Origin of the sequence: Komagataeibacter europaeus LMG 18890 (assembly GCF_000285295.1) — a bacterium.
Classification (GTDB): domain Bacteria; phylum Pseudomonadota; class Alphaproteobacteria; order Acetobacterales; family Acetobacteraceae; genus Komagataeibacter; species Komagataeibacter europaeus.
Window position 1 is genome coordinate 1 of record NZ_CADP01000066.1, and the last position, 17,002, is coordinate 17,002.

The following is a 17,002-nucleotide window of genomic DNA, read 5'->3' on the forward strand; positions in this document are numbered from 1 at the left end:
CCCGCGTCATAGCCCGAAAGCCCGCCGCTTTCCGTGGTTTTTACCGACTGGCTATCAATCACGCCCGCGCTTGGAGAGGCTTCACGCCCCTCAATCTCGCGCAGGCTCATGACCAGGACCGTATTCATGACTTCGAACAATCCGGCATCACGCCAGGCGTAAAAATAGCGCCTGACGGTCGAGACCGGCGGAAAGCATTTCGGCAGCAAACGCCACGCACACCCGGCCGAGGCTATGTAGAGCATCGCGTTGACCACCTCGCGCATATCCGTCGTGCGGGGGCGACCACCCCGTTTCGCCGGGGGTATAAATGGCATGATCAGAGCCCACTCTTCGTCCGTCGTATCCGATGGATATCGCATTCCTTCCCGGCTATGTTCACGTCGGGCAATACCAGTCCATGTCACCATTCACTCCATCTCTTCGTAAAGACGGATGAATCACAACAGGCTGGTATTGTTCAAAAACTTTCGGATCGGGCTCTATGACATGAAGAAACAGACACTGACCGTCGACCGGTCACGTTCGGGTCAGACAGGGTTCTCGCCCAAGTTCAGTCATGAACACAGCGTCAGCATGCCTGCCCCGGCAGGGGAGGTTTCATTGCATGTCATTGTTGACCGCAATTCGGTAGAAGTCCTGTCGCGCAATGGTTCGGTTGTCATGACGGATCTTGTCTTTCCGCCAGCCGATGCCGATCGCATCATGACCTTTTCCGAAAACGGCATGACCGAATTCAGCCATATGAAGGTCACCCTTCTTGACCGCAACCAGGAATAGAATACCACCCGGCCCCGCTGTCCTGCCGGGACGGACAGGCCCTGCCTGCACCATCCCGGTATCCCGGTCGTCAGGCCCGCGCGCACGCAATCACGGATAGCGGGCCATCCGGCTTGACCGGTTGCAAGTTCAGGATAATGAAGAAGCATGGCAGACCTGAAGTATACCAATAGTCGACGCAGCGTGGCGCGGCCCACGATCGGGCTCCTGTGCCTTGCCGTCACGATGGCCTGCGGCGTCACCGGCAGCCGTGCCGGGCCTGTATCCCCTTCACTGGACCAGATCCAGACAGTGGTCGTGATCTTTGCCGAAAACCGCTCCCTTGATAACCTGTACAATGGTTTTCCCGGTGCGGACACATTTACGGGCAAGCCCCTGTCGCTGTTTGCCCAGCGCGACCGGGATGGATCAATACTGCATGAACTCCCCCCTGTATGGGGTGGGCTGACGGGGCGGGGCGTGCCTGATCCGGTCACGCAGGCCATGAGTGCCCACCTGCTGAACCAGCCATTCCGCGTGGATGATCCGCAGGGGTTCAACCGTCCCCTCAGCACGCGCACGCATGACCTGTGGCACCGGTATTACCAGAACCAGATGCAGATCAACGGCGGCCGTAACGACATGTTTGTCGCATGGGCGGATTCCGGGGCCATGCCCATGAGTTACTGGGATGGCACGCGGATGGAAATGTGGCAGGTCGCACGCAGGTACACCCTGGCGGACCATTTCTTCATGGGGGCGTTTGGCGGCTCGTTTCTCAACCATCAATGGCTGGCCTGCGCCTGCGCCCCCTACTATCCCGATGCGGATACAAGTCCCGCCCATCCGGTCATTTCCGCGGCTGATCCTTCGGGCACGTCCCTGCTTGTCGCCGCCAATTCCCCCCGTTCCGCACTGGAGGGCATTCCGAAATTCGTGCGCGATGGCAACCTGACGCCCGATTTTCACGCCATCAACACGATGCAGCCCCCCTATCAGCCGAGTGGCAACGCACCGGCGGCGGGACAGGATCCACGCTTTGCCGATCCCGCACAGGCCACCACCCTGCCGCCCCAGACGATCCCCACCATTGGTGACCGCCTGAGTGAAAAGGAGGTCACATGGGCATGGTATGCCAGCGCATGGCAGGATGTGCTGGTCCATGGCAACCATTATCCCACGCCGGATTTCCAGTACCACCACCAGCCATATAACTATTTCCTCAATTACGCCCCCGGCACACCGGCGCGACAGGCGCACCTGCGCGATGGCGGGCTGGCGGGCATGCGGTTCATTGACGATATCGACCACGGCACCCTGCCACAGGTCAGTTTCTACAAACCACAGGGCAACCTGAACGAGCATTCCGGCTATGCCGACATTCAGTCCGGGGATCATCATATCGCCAACCTGATCGCCCATCTGGAAAAAAGTCCCCAATGGCCGCATATGCTGGTAATCGTCACATATGACGAAAATGGCGGGCTGTGGGACCATGTCGCACCGCCAAAAGGTGACCGATGGGGACCGGGATCACGCATTCCCGCCATTATCATCTCGCCTTACGCACGACGTGGCTATGTTGACCATACGGTGCAGGATACGACGTCCATCCTGAAATTCCTGACCGAACGTTTTCACCTGCGTACGCTGGACGGTCTTGCCGCCCGCGAGCAGGCCATACAGGCCAGCACGGGCCAACCATTGGGCGACCTGACCGGCGCCCTGCTGCTGACACGGGGGATGCGGTAGGCCCTGCCTGTCGATCATGCCCTGTCATGGCTGGCTTTCGGAGCATGCGCTTTCCGCCCCTGCCCCCTGTGGGTTAGGCTCAACGCACGTCGCCCGCGGGGTGAAAATATCCATCCGTCAAGGTCCCGAGAAAGGCAACAACGGCATCAATCTCATCATCGGATAAAGCCGGTCGGTTACCGGGCCGGGGACCAAAGGGCGGGTCCATGTTGATATTGGCATGAAAACGCGCGGGCAGATCATCATAGATCCGCACCCTGCCATCCGGCCCGGTTGGGTACCATAGCTGTGGCCGGATATCACGCAACGCATAGAAGGCGACGGCCTGCCGTAGGGAATGAATCACGCCATTATGGAAAAAGACGTGCCGTGTCGCCACGTTGCGTAACGATGGCGTGCGGAACAGGCCGCAATATTCCAGGTGGTCGGACAGGTCGGTCCGATCCGGTCCACACAGGCCCATGTCGAAATAGGCCGGATTGGCATTCAGTCCGATTGCACGATTACGCGGTACCCCAAGCGCCACCAGTCCGTAATCCGTAAACTGGGGTGGCGTGCCATCATGGCCGGGCTGGCTGACATGGCATGACGCGCAGTTCCCCTTGTCCGCCCGTTCAAACAGATCCAGTCCCCGCGCTTCCAGTGGTGAAAGCCGCGCACGGCCTGCCAGCACCGCGTCGTATTTACTGGTGTAGGGGTAAAAAAGCCCCGGTTCCTGCTGATAGGTGGCCAAAGCCTCCACAATCAGGGCAAACCGGTCATCCGTGGGGGTCCGGACCAGTGTATCCAGACGCGGCCCGTAGCCTGCGGCCAGCACCCGCCGCAGCACATCCCTCCGGCTGGCGTTCGCCATTTCATACGGGGAAAGCAGCGGAATTTCCCCCTGTCCCCGCGCCGTATCCACCCTGCCATCCCACGTCAGGCCCCCGGTGGGGCCATTATCGAGGCTTTCATCGGCCTCGTCTTCCGAATCAAAGAAATGTTCGGCAAACTGGGGCACATCCTGCAGATACATAAGTGATGGCACCGCCCGATGACCCTGCTGGCGCATGTCCGGGCCACCGTACTGCACGGGCAGGCTGTTGGCGGGTGCAAAGGCATGGGTGTCATCATGGCATGAAGAACAGGCCATATGCCCGGATGCCGACAGCCGGACATCATGAAACAGGTCACGTCCAAGCACACTGAGCGCCTGCGCACGGCTACGGGCCTGGATACGTGACATTGGCGTCCCCTGCGTGGCCTGCGCACTGGCGGGTGTGACCATCAACAGGGCAGAAATGACATACATGCCGCGCAGGGCGACCCTGAGCAGGCGGGAAATCATCGTGTCCATTCTTCATGCGGGAGGATGTATGGCACGTGCGGCTTGACGCGCGCCTGTGCAATGTTACGATAAATCAACCATATAATCAGAAAAACCGTTACCCCAAACCTGTCTCCCTGCTTCCCTGAAGGCGGCTTCATGCATATCCGTGGATGTATCGGTATCATACTTCTGGTGTGTACAGGCATCCTCTTCTCGGCTGATCGCAGGCAGATCAGGCCGCGCATCATCCTTGCCTGCCTTGGGCTTCAGGTCGCCATCGGGTTTATCGTCCTGCGCATTCCCGCGGGTCAGGCGTTGCTGCGCGCGATATCGGGCATGGTAACGCACCTGCTGGCCTATGGTGACGAAGGCGGGCGGTTCCTGTTTGGCGCGCTGGTCGGGCCACGAATGAATACGGTCTTTCCGGGGGAAGGCTATGTTTTTGCGTTTCAGGTGCTGCCATCGCTGGTCTATGTCAGCGCCCTGATCGCCATTCTGTACCATTGCGGCATCATGCAGGCCTTCGCGCGCGTGTCCGGGCGCGGGCTGCAATGGCTGGCCGGGACATCATCCGTTGAATCCCTTGGCGCCATCATCACCATTTTTGTCGGGCAAAGCGAACTGCCGGTTGCCCTTGGTCCCTACCTTGCCACCATAGGCGGGACGGAACTGTTCAGCGTACTGTGCAGTGTCACGGCGTCCGTTTCGGGCGCTACACTGGTTGGTTATGTCGGGCTAGGTATTCCGGCGCATTATCTGGTCGCCGCATCCTTCATGGCCATACCCGGCGGACTGCTGTTTGCCAAGCTGCTTGAACCGCTTCCCCCCGACGTACCGCCCACACCACTTGCCACAGGCGATGCCGCCTATCACCGCGCCTTTTTTGAAGCCGTCATGGAAGGGGCGCTGAATGGCACGCGCACGGCCGTATCGGTCGCGGCCATGCTGGTCGCGTGTATCGGGCTGATTGCGCTGGTCAACGTGATATTGCAGGGCGTGGGCGGGGTTGTCGGGTGGCCTGCCCTGTCACTGGAATACCTTATGGGACTGCTGTTTGCCCCGGTCGCATGGCTGCTGGGCGTACCACTGTCTGAATGTGGCACCGTGGGGTCAGTGCTGGGGCTGAAGATGGCCGTCAACGAATTTGTCGCCTACCTGCATCTGGGCCCCGACATACGGGGCGGCGTGCTGTCGCCCCGGGCTGCCGCGATTGCTTCATTCGCGCTATGCGGCTTCGCCAACCTGAGTTCCATCGGCCTGCTTGTGGCGGCATTCGGCAGCCAGTGTCCCGACCGGCGCGAGGAAGTCGCCCGCAGGAGCGCCCGCGCCGTACTGGCAGGCATGCTATCCAACCTGCTGAGTGCCGCGATCGCCGGTATCATCATCCAGTAACACTTCAACCGCGAAAAGGAATGAAACCGAAGTGGATGTGCAAAAGATCATAATCGATACGGATCCGGGTCAGGATGATGCCATTGCCATCATGATGGCGCTGGCGGCACCGCATCTGGAAATCCTTGGGCTATCCACTGTGGCGGGCAACGTGCCGGTCAGCCAGACCACCGCGAATGCCTGCACGATTCTGGAACTGGCGGGACGGCCGGATATCCCGGTCCATGCCGGATGCGCCGCCCCCCTGCGCCGCACGCCCATCACGGCCGAGCATGTCCATGGCCGGACCGGCATGGATGGTCCGGACCTGCCACAACCGGAACTGCGCCCACAGGGGCAGCATGCCGTGGATTTCCTGATTGATACAATCAGGGCCCATCCGTCAGGCAGCATAACCGTGGTCACCCTTGGCCCCATGACCAACCTTGCCGTCGCATTGGTCAAGGCACCCGACATTGCGGCACGCATCGGGCGGGTTGTTTCCATGGGCGGGGCCTATTCCGAATGTGGCAATATCACCCCCAGTGCCGAGTTCAATATGTTCGCCGATCCCGATGCCGCGGACATTGTATTGCGCAGGCAGTTGCCACTGACGCTGGTCCCGCTGGATATCACACATAAATTCCTGATCAGCGCATCGCGTCTGGATCGACTGCGTGCCCTGCCCGGTCGCTGCGCGCAGGCGGCAGCAGCCATGCTGGGATTTTCCGAACGGTTCGATCTTGAAAAATACGGCTGGGATGGTGCGCCGCTGCACGATCCCTGCACCATCGGCTGGCTGCTGGCGCCAGACCTGTTTGCAGGCCGCACGGTCAATGTTTCGGTCGAGGTGGACAGCCCCCTCATGCAGGGAGCCACAGCCGTGGACTGGTGGCAGGTCACCGACCGACCACGCAATGCCCTTTTCCTGCGCGAAGTGGACAGCGCGGCATTATGGGAAGTCGTGCTGACACAGTTAAGCCGCCTGCCATGATACGAAACCGGCCAAAGCCTGCATACCGCCTGTCATGCGACTGCGTTCCATGCCCTCCGTCCGCAACCAGATGAAAATGCATTCCGGGGGCAGTGCATATGATGTGCTCCCCGCAACGCATGATTTTCATGATGTCAACATGAACCAGACGGCCATGCGGGTGGTCATCGCGCAGGCAGATATTGTATACGGGCGTGATCGTCCTTTACCTGACCCGGCTGCTTTTCCGGATATTTATTCAGGGGGCGGGCTGCACTGCGGCGTTATCGGCTGGCCCGCCATGACTGCCTTTGTGAAGGCTGCCGAATCCGGCAGGGATGCATTGACGGTCTGGTCGTGGTCCAGTCCCCTGTAGACATGCGCCTGCACAACCGTCCCCGCAGCGCAGGCTGCCTTGACAAGGCCGAACTGCAGCGGCGGCGGGACATCACGGTCCAGTTCGCCTGTTCCCATGAACAGCGGCTGCGGAAGCTTCATGGTCGGATATTTCATTGCCAGCAGGGCTGGTCCAAGGGTCTTCAGGAAACCCGGCTTCAGGGAATTGCTGAAATTCAGCCTGTCCTGCCTCACCTTATCCGTCAGTTCGTGCACGCATAAATCTGCAGCCGCCTGATAGGCCGGCATCGCCTTTGGGGTAAAGGTGTCTTCGGGTCGGAAAGCGGGGTCGTAGCCTGCCAGACCCTGCGCAAGATACAGGGCGTAGACCATGACAGGATCATAGCCTCCCCTTGCCCGATCCAGTGCGGTCATCTGCTGCAGGAGTTCTGGCGTGATATAGGGTGCCCCCGTGGCCACCGTTCCCCGGATATTCAGTTCAGGCGCATAGCCGGGCGCGAAAGCGGCCGAGGCAAATGCGGCCCCACCACCCTGCGACTGCCCGACAATCATGATTTTGTTCTGCAATCCCGGAACACCTGCAAGGGCCGCGCGCACGCCATCCAGCACGCTGTACGCCTCTACGCGGGTATCAAGATAGGCATGCGTGCCGGGCGTGCCCAGACCCTGATAATCGGTACCAACCACGGCAAAGCCACGTTTCATCCATTCCGACAGATAGCGACGGTTGCGTTCGGTCCACGGATTGCTGGACGGTGCGCAATGGTCGGCCACACCCACCGTGCCATGGGCCCAGGCGACAATTGGCCAGCCACCTGCCGGCGGCTTGCCTGCGGGCAGGATGACTTCCGCCGTCACGGGGACAAGCCCCTTCTCCGTCACGCCATTCGTGGAAAGGTAGGTAATCCGCACTGACCGCCCCGCATCGGGCAGGCTGAAAGATGGGGCCAGGGTTTCAGATGCACTCAGCGTGCCCGGTCCGTCCTGGGTGGAGGTCGCGGCGGCATGGGCACCGACACTCAGGGCAGGAAAGCAGATACCCGCAAGCAGGCCAGCAACCGTAAAGCTGGAACGACAAAAAAGCATGATGAATCCTTTTGCGGTGAAATCGTTGCTTGACCCGCTCCGAGAATAAAACTTATCAATGACAAGATATCGCCCCGGACCTGTTGTCAAGGATGATGCCAGGAAGGGCGGTCATGGGATTACAGGTCATGGAACGACAGAAATCCAAGAAAAATTACCATCATGGGGACCTGCGGTCGGCACTCCTGCGTTCGGCCCGTGCCCTGCTTGAACAGCAGGGGATTTCAGCCCTTGGCCTGCGTGCCATCACGCGCCATGCCGGTGTTTCCTCTGCGGCTGCCGTCCCGCATTTCGGCAATCTTGCGGGCCTGCTGAGTGCGCTGGCAACCACTGGCCATGAAGAGCTGGCTGCCGCCCTTGAACCCGTTCTTGAAATCGGTGCCCATGCCGCCGGTCTGGTTTACGTGCGCTTTGCCATTCACAATCCTGGCCTGTTTACCCTGATGTTCCGCAGCGACGTGATTGACCGGGGCGATCGCCCACTGGCCGCAGCCTCCGCCCGGACTTCACACATGCTGACCCGGTTGATCGGCAACATGACGGATCACCAGCCCCAGCGGACACGCAGTGGAATACGCGCGGCCCACTGGGGCAAGGTGCATGGGCTGGCGGTCCTGGCCATTGACGGGCTTCTGGATCCCCTCCTGTCAAGCCAGGGGGAAGACATGTCACTTGAAGACCTGCTTGACGACGCATTACGGTAACAGGCATTGGATATTAGGCAATAGTGCCACGGCATGGCATTGATACCGTCTGGTCTTCATCCATGAATGTCTGTCCTTGCAAATCCAAAGATAAAGGGATCGTTTGCAGAAAAGGACGAAATCCGTTTTCACGAAAAACGTATTCCCGCAAATCGTCATATCTGCAAGTGCCTGCCTGGAAACCGTTTGAAAAAAGTTTCACCAAAAACTTCTTTATAATTTGCAGTCTGGCTTTTTAACCAGAATTACAGCCCAAGTTCGGACAATCCCGGATGACTGTCCGGACGGCGCCCCTGTGGCCAGTGAAACAGCCGGTCCGCATCGGCAATTGCCAAGTCGTTGATTGAGGCAAAGCGACGGCGCATGAGCCCCGCCTCATCGAATTCCCACATTTCATTGCCATAAGACCGGAACCAGCATCCCGTTGCGTCATGCCATTCATAGGCGAAACGGACCGCCATGCGATTATTGCGAAAGCCCCAGAATTCCTTGATCAAGCGGTAATCATGTTCCGTGGCCCATTTGTGCGTGAGGAAAGAGACGATTTCACTCCGCCCCCTGATAAAGGTCGTACGGTTGCGCCACTGGCTGTCCATTGTATAGGCCTGCGCAACCAGCATGGGATTGCGGCTGTTCCAGGCATCTTCGGCAAGACGGGTCTTTATCGCAGCGGTTTCAGCATCGAATGGGGGAAATGGCGGTCGTGACATGGGAAACTCCTGATCCGGTTCGGTGATGCGTCTGGCCCGACCATAACACTGAAATCACAGGGCATATACCGGGCGGAATCATGACCTGAAGATACGCTTGCACCATGGCGGAGCAAGTCGGTCGTCGTCAAAGCCAACCATGCAGATACTGGCACTTGGGGATGAAGATCCCCACCGGCCATGACCCGCCGCCATGCCGGTTCCAGCCTGCACGACCGACACGGGCGGGTCACGGAACAGGACGGTCAGCCGCCGTAGAAGACTTTTTCGCCCAGATCCTTCATATGCAGGATAGCTTCATCGGGGCGACCCGTAATCTGCTGGTTCAGGTGCACATTCGTGACCTCCGCAACGAAGGTATGATGGTCCCCCAGTTCCACGATGTGACGTACCTTCAGTTCCACTGCGGCCGGCACGCTGGTCAGGATGGGCGCGCCATTCGCGGCCCAGCGGACTTCCTGTCCACCCAGCTTGCCATCAGCGTATTCCGCGGGTTTGAAGAAAGCGAAGGCCAGACCGCCCTGCCCCTGTCCCAGGATGTTGAGCACCAGATCACGGCTTTCACGCGCGGCGGCATAAACAGCGGAATCCGTCTTGATGCCAAGGGCCAGAAGCGGCGGGGCAAAGCTGGTCTGGGTGACCCAGTTGATCGTGGCGGACGCGATGGTGGTCTCTTTCGTTCCAGCCGTCAGCACATAAAGTCCATACGGAATCATCCGCAACGCGGTTTTCCTGGCCTGTTCATCCATGATGCATTCTCCTTTGTGGTGCCTATGCCCAAGAATGACGCGACAGGACGGAAGATGTCCAGCAGGCCGCCAGGAATGGCTGATCATCCGATATCCATTACCGCATGAAGCGGGCTGCATCATGACATGTCTGGCCAATGCCAGGCGGGCGTGAATTACACGTGTCGGTAGCCGATATTCCTGATTGAAATGCTGCCCTTCGCGGCACGGCGGCATCGGCCACCGAAACCGGCCATCCCGCATGCCGGTCACACCGGGCGGCAGGACGGCAATAGGTGCAGCCTTCACATCCCACGGATCGGGACCGGGTGGCGACAGGCTTACCGGGACTGTCCTTTCAACCACCTTTTCCGGGCATGGGTCTGGACCTGACCGAAGGATGTCAGGACAAGAAAAAACCTTTGCCGGCCCACCCTCGCGCGTTGACGTAGTGTGGCATCCCCCGTAAGAGTGCGCGTCCTAAACCAGCGAAGCCCCAACCGGCTCAGCCTTTGACCTAGCGCCGGAGGCGCCGCCTGACCATGTCCATGACATTCGCCGACCTTTCCCTGGCGCCGTCCCTGCTCAGTGCATTGGCCGAGGAAGGTTACACCAGCCCCACCCCGATTCAGGCCCGGTCAATTCCATTGCTGCTGGAAGGGCGCGACCTGCTGGGCATGGCCCAGACCGGAACGGGCAAGACCGCCGCCTTTGCGCTGCCCCTGCTGCATCGTCTTGCCACGACGCCGCGCCCGGCGCCCGCAGGTGGCGCCCGCGTGCTGGTGCTGGCCCCCACGCGCGAACTGGTTTCGCAGATCGCGGATGGTTTCGAGCGCTTCGGTCGCCATCTGCGCCCCAGCGTGACAACGATTTTTGGTGGCGTCAGCCAGTTTCACCAGATCAATGCGCTCAAGGCCGGCGTGGACATCATCGTGGCCACGCCGGGACGGTTGCTGGATCTGATCAATCAGGGCCTGTGCGACCTGTCGCAGCTTGAGGCACTGGTACTGGATGAGGCCGACCAGATGCTCGACATGGGCTTTGCCAAGCCGATCGAGCGTATTGTCGCGGCACTGCCGAACGACCGGCATACGTTGCTGTTTTCGGCAACGATGCCAAAATCCATAACCGCACTGGCCGAACGCCTGCTGCGCGACCCGGCAAAGGTCGAGATCACGCCGCCCTCGACCACCGTCGACCGGATCGAACAGTCGGTCATGTTCGTCGATGCCACCGACAAGAAGGCGGCACTGCTGGCGCTGCTGCAGACGCCGGGGATGGGTCAGGCCGTGGTCTTTACCCTGCAGAAAAATATTGCCAACGAAGTCTGCGCCTTCATTACCGAGGCAGGCATCACGGCTGAAGCCCTGCACGGCAACAAGTCGCAGGGCCAGCGCGAACGTGCGCTTGACGCTTTCCGCTCTGGCGCGGCACAGGTGCTGGTGGCAACGGATATCGCGGCGCGTGGCATCGATGTTGATACGGTGACGCATGTCTTCAATCACGACCTGCCCAGCCTGCCTGAAAGCTATGTCCACCGCATAGGCCGCACCGGGCGCGCTGGCCGCAATGGCTTTGCCATAACACTATGCGATGCCGAACAGCGCGCCTGGCTGCGGGACGTGGAACGCGAAATCGGTCGCCCCCTGACCGTGCAGGCCGATCATCCATGGCATTCGGAAGCGGCACGGAATTCGACCATGCGGCCTCCGGTTCTGGGCGGTGGACCGGTCAAGCAGGTCAAGCCGCAGAAAAAGCGCGAACGGAAAGTCTGGACCGAAGAAGAAAAGAACGCCGCGCGGGCAGCCGCAAGGGCCGCTGCAGAAACTGCCTGATCATATACGGGCGACATGCCAGGCGGTCAGATTGCAAGACATCACTGGCGTATATAATGACGCGATCGACACGAATTGAACGAAGCGCCATGGCAGCGCATTGCGCCTCTGCTCCCGGGCAAAGTTGAAAATACAGGCCGCAGTGGGGCGGATAACCGCCTGTTCGTAAATGGCTGCCTCTGGATTCTACGTTCGGGCGCGCACTGGAAGGATTTGCGTGACGCTGACGGCCGATCGGGACAACCAGTACCTGATGTTCAATTCAATGATCGTCCGCGCCCATCAACAGGCTGCGAACGGAAAAGGGGCGCAGGGATCAGACGCTGGGGTGGGGCATTCCGCACAGGGTTGCAACCGCCCCGGTCTGCCAGCCTCAAGCCCCATTTATCCGTTGAGCCGGGCAGCATGACGCCTGAACCGATTACGCTCAGATATGCGTATGCGCTCCGGACCTGTTACGTGCCCCAGAACGTGACTTGTACAGGGCACACCGAATGCAAGTGAGTTGAGGAATAAGTTCTGATCGACAGAAATTTCCGGCGCCATCCGGAATAACGTCATTTTCATATGCACAATTATTTGTATGAAATAACAAGTATATGTAACAAACATATCAATATTTTTACTTTCTGTGCATTGCATTCATTGTCGATGCGGCAGATGGTGTGCCCACATATCTTCGATCCTGTCACTAACAGGGGACATGGGGAACCGTCCGCCCATTGCGGAAGGCAGCATCCATGTCCTGCGTAAAAATGAAAGCGGCCATGATGGCTTTGGTACCTGTAGGAAAGACGACAGCATCACCTACATCCATGATGGTACACAGGAAGATCATGCCGCCCGGTAATTAACAATGCAGGCGACGGGGAAGCCCGATGCCTGCTCCTTCCCGGGGATTTCGTCCCATGTATCTGCCGGCAAGATCGTCCGGGTTCATTGCCCTGCTCCGCATCACCATCCCTTCCATCATGTTGTTCTGTGCGTCCGGCGCGCATGCTGCGGACGTCACGCTTGGTATCATCGGTCCCCACGAATATGATCTGCCGGTTGATTTCAAGCCGTTCAATGTACTGGTCCAGTATGGCGATGGTAATGCGGCAGGCAATTCCTATAACAGTCTTGGCCAGCGCAAACCCGGTGGCGGCAGCCATACATGGTCAGGCATGACCAAATATGTCCATTTCCGCAGTTTCGATGCCATCCCCCATGTCGGTTTTGCGTTTGAACTGATCCAGACCGAAAGCTACAACCTGGCAGATGGCACAAATTATGGTGGCCTTAGCCCAACCATCGTGGGGCCGGCAGCATGGTTCAAACCCAACAGGCACAGCACGTTTGGCATCCAGACCTTCATGCAGACCGCCGTTGGCACACGCGACGCAACGTCCCCGAATTACTGGTCGAACATATCCAGCTTTATTTTTGATTATGAATGGAAACATTTCAGCTTTGATGGCGACGCCGGCACTGTCGCGGGGGCGGCAAAGCATGTAAAAGGCGGCCACACCTATTCACCCGGTGTGGTCTTCTACACCAATCTGCGCTTCAGCTGGAAAGCCACGCGGTTATTCGAACCTTTCTTCGCGTTGGACTGGCAGAATGTCAAAGGAACCTATGACCGGACGGCGGGCCAGTATCTGGACGATTCAAACAGTCGTGAAATAACCCTGGGCCTTGGCGCCATGTTTAACATCACAAAGCATGTTTCCTTTACCACACGATATTCGCATTCCGTTGATGGCCGGAATATTCCGGAAAGTAACGCATATTACGTCAAATTCGTTTACCTGTGGTAAAGGTATCCAACAGCTTTTTCATGACAACGGAGTGGATTAACAATTTTACCAAACATCGAATGGTCATTACACGACACGGCAACAGTCTTCAGACCGGGAACATTGGTCCGCGTATTCATCAACACGAAAATTCAGATATTGCCGACTCTGTATGAATGAACCGTATCAAAAAATAATTCGTCCAAAAAAATCAGGTTGCATCCCATAATCCGGTTCGCAAAAGGCGTGAGGTGGCGGAAAGATGCGATATCCGACCGGCTTACATTTCCGATGGCCTCGTCATGGCCAGATAATACTATTCCCGCGTGCGCGAATTAATATTTAATGAAATAGATTTTTAATTTAATAATGAACTAGTTCAAAGAGTAACGGTCGATCAATTCTGTCATGCATGTGTAGCGTTCTTGAATAATACAACACGCTTGCAATACAGTGGCAGGCACATACCTTCCCTGCCGCTGACGCGGGTTAAAAAGGTTGGCGGCCACGCATTATGACCGTATGAGACATTTTATTTTCTCCTGTCATATGCTGCATAGTACGAAAGACATCAACCATTGGACCATACGGAAATCGTCAAGGCGCTTGGTACGTTTCTGGCCATCATGAACCCTTTCCTGAGCCTGCCCGTCTTTCTGGCAATGACATCAGGGTTCTCGGTGACCCAGCAGCGCGCGCTTGCTGTCAAGGTCACCCTGTTTTCGGTCGTCATGTGCCTGGTCATCCTGCTGGCTGGCCAGAAGATCATCAGTTTCTTCGGCATTACCATTGACCAGTTCCGTGTGGCGGGCGGTATTGTCCTGGCCCAGATTTCGTGGTCGATGCTCAATGGCAGCAGCATTCCCTCCCATCAGGGCAGCCATCAGGAACAGGCCCAGTTACAGAACCTGTCCGGCCTGGCCTTTTACCCCCTGACCTTTCCCATGCTGATCGGCCCGGGCACGATCGCGACCATCATCATCTATACCGGCCATGGCAGTTCGCTGACCGACATGGCGGAGATTGGCGGCATTATCGCGGGCATACTCCTTATCCTGTTTGTCACCCTGTTCTTTGCCTCGGAGATCGGCAAGGTCATGAGCGAGACCATGCGCACCATTACCACGCGCCTCATGGGCATGATCCTGCTGGCCATTTCCGTCGGCATGGTTATCGCAGGGATCAAGGCGGTATTACCCGGACTGTCCCGTTAATCCCATGGGTCATGTTTCTAAAAAAGACAGCGTTTCCTGAATCTTTTCAAACACGATTCACCAAAAACTTTCCTGTCATCACTCAGGCCGGGTCGCAATGTTCATCCGCCGCCATGATCGTGTATGCCAGCACGTTTGCGCTTGCCACGATATCACCCGGATCGGCGTGTTCGCCTGATTGTAGTTCAACCCGTCACGGCGGGGAATGAAGATCATCGCGGCCGGGCAGATCCGGATCATATGGGCTACGTCATGTCCCACGCCGGAAATGCGGTCATATCTGCCGCCGGTGGACGGGGTATCGAGGTGGCTGCCCATCATTAGCGGCGGGAGACTGTGATTGTTCCCCTGCAGGCGCGAAAGCTGGCTGCCGTGGTATCTACCGTAAGGAAACAGCCAAGGGCTGCACTCGGCCAGCCGTATCGTATACGGTCACGCCGTTGCAAAAGTCAGCACCCTGTCACGCAGGATGTCCTGCAGGGCCTCCAGCCGGGCCAGACCCTGCCAGGCAATCGCCTGATTGCGCGTGACGTATCCGGCCTCGGCGGGATTGCGGCTGGCGCGCCATGAACTGATGCCCAGCGACATGACCAAGCGCGCCCCCATCATCGCGGGCAGGCACGCCAGTTCGACCCCTGTAAGCGCAATGGTGCGGCAATAGCCAGACAGGATCGCCATGAACTGCTCCAGCGGCTGCGTGCCGGTGCCCATCATGTACGATGCGGCAATCGCAAGGTCCTGCACGCGCGGGGCACATATCACATCGCCAAAGTCGATCACCCCCTCGATGGACTGCTCGCTGCACAGGATATTATGAACATTGAAGTCGTTATGGATCACCTGCGCGGGCAGTGTTGCCATGACAGGCTGCACCTGCTGCTCGAACGCCGCCAGCGCCGCGCTGGCCAGCGCCCTTTGCTCTCCGGTTTGGAAATAATGGATGAAATTGTGCATATAGGCTGCATTACACAAATTCCACAAAAGCGCATGAGACTGGGCCGGATGATGAAAGCCCACCAAAACCCGGTCCAGCCGCCCCAGCATTTCCCCGATGGAGGCACAGAGCGGCACCGTCGTCGCCCGGTTGCCTAGCACTACAGTTGCAGTTTGTTTTGTTCGTTAATTGTTCATGGTTTCCGTGCTTTCCAGAAAGCTCGAATTTCAGACGGTCTACATCGAGAAAAACCGCAAATTCTTCATCTTTCTAGGCCGGAAACCAAACTGCAACTGTAGTGCTAGCACTACAGTTGCATTTTGTGTCGTGAGTGAGCGCGGATAGCACTGGCCTGATGCGTTCGTCGAAAGACGGACCATCTGAGGATGTGAGAGACGGGTAGTCTGCGTTGTGCAAGTTTTACGACGAGGCGCCTGATCTCCTGAATGGACCAGCGGACAAGGACTGTCGTGTTCTGAGTTGTGTTTTTTTCGGTTTCAGTGAGTTTGCCTGGTAACGGACACTGGCCATGACGGCATAGGCCAGCATGACCAGAGAGACATGCCGATGCCAACCATGCCAGGAGCGGGTCTCGTTATGATCAAGACCAAATTCGTTTTTGGCCGTCTCGAACCCTTCTTCGATCCTCCAGCGCGTCCCTTCAACGTTCACCAGTTCCTGCGTGGTTGTCCCTTTCGGGCTCCAGGTCGTAAAATAGGCAAGGTCCCCGTCAGCGATGTTTCGGCGGATCAACAGGCCACGTGTCCATGGTCCGGCTATAGGGCAGTCAAATTCTTCAGCATCCAGATCAGCAAGCGGAAGATACGCCCAGTCATAAAGTCGCTCACCTTTTGTGCCGTGCCCCGCTGACAGACGACGCCAGGCCTGGTCTGGCAGTCCTGCTGCAATATCTTTCGCCTCTCCGGCAATCAGCGGTTCCGTTGCCCATGATCCGAACCAGTGATTGCCCTTGACCCCAAGCACATATCCAATTCCTGCCCGGCGAAGCGTGCGTTCTACGTCGCCCACGCCATACACGCTGTCTGCTGCAACCCAGCGGAACGGCACACCGGCCTCAATACTTCGCTCAATCATCATCGAGGCTAGGGCCTGTTAGATCTTAAAATACTTCCTATATTGTATGGATTGAAGAAGGAGACGGAACAGGCACTTTCACTGATGAGACATGGGCGATCTGGGAACCGCTGATTGAGGCGGTTCGGCCAAGGGGCAAGACACCGCCCCATGATCTGCGGCGTACGATAGCAGCGATCTTCTGGCGTCATGAGAATGGTGCGAAATGGCGAAGTATCCCCGCTGAGCTGGGTCCGTGGTGGCGGGCGGCGCAGCTTTTCATCCGCTGGGCGAAACTGGGGGTGTGGGAACGCCTGCTCGAACTGGTTCAGGACCACCACGGAGTGGCGCTGGGCATGACTTTTCTGGATGGCACGAACATCAGGGCTCACCACAAGGCGGCGGGAGCCCAAAAAAA

Annotated in this window: 15 protein-coding genes and 2 pseudogenes; 10 read left to right on the top strand and 7 right to left on the bottom strand. The window is 58.2% G+C overall.

Annotated features, from left to right (window positions below; genetic code table 11):
* Positions 1–410: IS5 family transposase (locus tag GEU01_RS22910; protein ID WP_042710803.1), on the bottom strand; the 410-nt coding region annotated here is incomplete at its 3' end.
* A 79-nt stretch (positions 411–489) separates the two neighbouring features.
* Between GEU01_RS22910 and GEU01_RS15045 the strand changes: the two genes are divergently transcribed.
* The gene (locus GEU01_RS15045) at positions 490–780 is read left to right on the top strand and encodes a GH32 C-terminal domain-containing protein (RefSeq protein ID WP_232272560.1); all 291 of its coding nucleotides are present in this window, start codon (positions 490–492) and stop codon (positions 778–780) included.
* A gap of 147 nt (positions 781–927) precedes the next feature.
* On the top strand, positions 928–2,511 hold the full coding sequence (locus GEU01_RS15050; protein WP_019086718.1) for an acid phosphatase: 1,584 nt from the start codon (positions 928–930) through the stop codon (positions 2,509–2,511).
* 79 nt (positions 2,512–2,590) lie between these two features.
* Here GEU01_RS15050 and GEU01_RS15055 read toward each other — a convergent pair whose 3' ends face one another.
* On the bottom strand, positions 2,591–3,847 hold the full coding sequence (locus GEU01_RS15055) for a cytochrome-c peroxidase (RefSeq protein ID WP_019086719.1): 1,257 nt from the start codon (positions 3,845–3,847) through the stop codon (positions 2,591–2,593).
* Positions 3,848–3,976: 129 nt separating this feature from the next.
* Between GEU01_RS15055 and GEU01_RS15060 the strand changes: the two genes are divergently transcribed.
* A complete protein-coding gene (locus tag GEU01_RS15060; protein ID WP_019086720.1) occupies positions 3,977–5,212 on the top strand; it encodes a NupC/NupG family nucleoside CNT transporter in 1,236 nt (411 codons plus the stop codon).
* A 31-nt stretch (positions 5,213–5,243) separates the two neighbouring features.
* Complete coding sequence (locus tag GEU01_RS15065; RefSeq protein WP_019086721.1) at positions 5,244–6,185, top strand: nucleoside hydrolase; 942 nt, start codon at positions 5,244–5,246, stop codon at positions 6,183–6,185.
* A gap of 234 nt (positions 6,186–6,419) precedes the next feature.
* Here the strand turns inward: GEU01_RS15065 and GEU01_RS15070 are convergent, their stop codons facing one another.
* Positions 6,420–7,607, bottom strand: coding sequence for a lipase family protein (locus GEU01_RS15070; protein ID WP_019086722.1), 1,188 nt, complete (start codon positions 7,605–7,607; stop codon positions 6,420–6,422).
* A 113-nt stretch (positions 7,608–7,720) separates the two neighbouring features.
* Between GEU01_RS15070 and GEU01_RS15075 the strand changes: the two genes are divergently transcribed.
* Positions 7,721–8,311, top strand: coding sequence for a TetR/AcrR family transcriptional regulator (locus GEU01_RS15075; protein WP_232272561.1), 591 nt, complete (start codon positions 7,721–7,723; stop codon positions 8,309–8,311).
* 245 nt (positions 8,312–8,556) lie between these two features.
* On the opposite strand, the gene GEU01_RS15080 is transcribed toward GEU01_RS15075, so the two are convergent.
* Together GEU01_RS15080 and GEU01_RS15085 are read right to left on the bottom strand one after the other, a co-directional pair.
* Positions 8,557–9,021 carry a nuclear transport factor 2 family protein gene (locus GEU01_RS15080; protein ID WP_019086724.1) on the bottom strand — a complete coding sequence of 155 codons (465 nt, stop codon included), beginning with the start codon at positions 9,019–9,021 and terminating at the stop codon, positions 8,557–8,559.
* 245 nt (positions 9,022–9,266) lie between these two features.
* Entirely contained in the window at positions 9,267–9,770 is a 504-nt protein-coding gene (locus GEU01_RS15085) for a flavin reductase family protein (RefSeq protein ID WP_019086725.1), read from the bottom strand.
* Between the two features lie 521 nt (positions 9,771–10,291).
* On the opposite strand from GEU01_RS15085, the gene GEU01_RS15090 reads away from it, so the two are divergent.
* From GEU01_RS15090 to GEU01_RS15105, 4 genes and pseudogenes are all read left to right on the top strand, one after another.
* Complete coding sequence (locus GEU01_RS15090; protein WP_019086726.1) at positions 10,292–11,584, top strand: DEAD/DEAH box helicase; 1,293 nt, start codon at positions 10,292–10,294, stop codon at positions 11,582–11,584.
* 75 nt (positions 11,585–11,659) lie between these two features.
* Positions 11,660–11,800, top strand: a pseudogene (locus tag GEU01_RS27575) (transposase); the annotation flags it as partial.
* Positions 11,801–12,492: 692 nt separating this feature from the next.
* Positions 12,493–13,383: a transporter gene (locus GEU01_RS15100; RefSeq protein WP_019086728.1), complete on the top strand. Its 891-nt coding sequence runs from the start codon at positions 12,493–12,495 to the stop codon at positions 13,381–13,383.
* Positions 13,384–13,940: 557 nt separating this feature from the next.
* A complete protein-coding gene (locus GEU01_RS15105) occupies positions 13,941–14,576 on the top strand; it encodes a MarC family protein (protein WP_019086729.1) in 636 nt (211 codons plus the stop codon).
* A 432-nt stretch (positions 14,577–15,008) separates the two neighbouring features.
* On the opposite strand, the gene GEU01_RS22915 is transcribed toward GEU01_RS15105, so the two are convergent.
* Together GEU01_RS22915 and GEU01_RS22920 are read right to left on the bottom strand one after the other, a co-directional pair.
* A complete protein-coding gene (locus tag GEU01_RS22915; RefSeq protein ID WP_265000767.1) occupies positions 15,009–15,671 on the bottom strand; it encodes a phosphotransferase in 663 nt (220 codons plus the stop codon).
* 259 nt (positions 15,672–15,930) lie between these two features.
* Positions 15,931–16,617 (bottom strand): annotated as a pseudogene (locus GEU01_RS22920) (IS701-like element IS1452 family transposase); the annotation flags it as partial.
* A gap of 86 nt (positions 16,618–16,703) precedes the next feature.
* Here GEU01_RS22920 and GEU01_RS24510 point away from each other — a divergent pair.
* Positions 16,704–17,002: transposase (locus GEU01_RS24510; RefSeq protein ID WP_232272563.1), on the top strand; the 299-nt coding region annotated here is incomplete at its 3' end.

Bases quoted from the DNA above. Each gene is read 5' to 3' on its own strand.
- GEU01_RS15045 (WP_232272560.1), top strand. From the start codon at position 490: ATGAAGAAACAGACACTGACCGTCGACCGGTCACGTTCGGGTCAGACA.
- GEU01_RS15050 (WP_019086718.1), top strand. From the start codon at position 928: ATGGCAGACCTGAAGTATACCAATAGTCGACGCAGCGTGGCGCGGCCC.
- GEU01_RS15055 (WP_019086719.1), bottom strand. From the start codon at position 3,847: ATGGACACGATGATTTCCCGCCTGCTCAGGGTCGCCCTGCGCGGCATG.
- GEU01_RS15060 (WP_019086720.1), top strand. From the start codon at position 3,977: ATGCATATCCGTGGATGTATCGGTATCATACTTCTGGTGTGTACAGGC.
- GEU01_RS15070 (WP_019086722.1), bottom strand. From the start codon at position 7,607: ATGCTTTTTTGTCGTTCCAGCTTTACGGTTGCTGGCCTGCTTGCGGGT.
- GEU01_RS15075 (WP_232272561.1), top strand. From the start codon at position 7,721: ATGGGATTACAGGTCATGGAACGACAGAAATCCAAGAAAAATTACCAT.
- GEU01_RS15080 (WP_019086724.1), bottom strand. From the start codon at position 9,021: ATGTCACGACCGCCATTTCCCCCATTCGATGCTGAAACCGCTGCGATA.
- GEU01_RS15085 (WP_019086725.1), bottom strand. From the start codon at position 9,770: ATGGATGAACAGGCCAGGAAAACCGCGTTGCGGATGATTCCGTATGGA.
- GEU01_RS15090 (WP_019086726.1), top strand. From the start codon at position 10,292: ATGTCCATGACATTCGCCGACCTTTCCCTGGCGCCGTCCCTGCTCAGT.
- GEU01_RS15100 (WP_019086728.1), top strand. From the start codon at position 12,493: ATGTATCTGCCGGCAAGATCGTCCGGGTTCATTGCCCTGCTCCGCATC.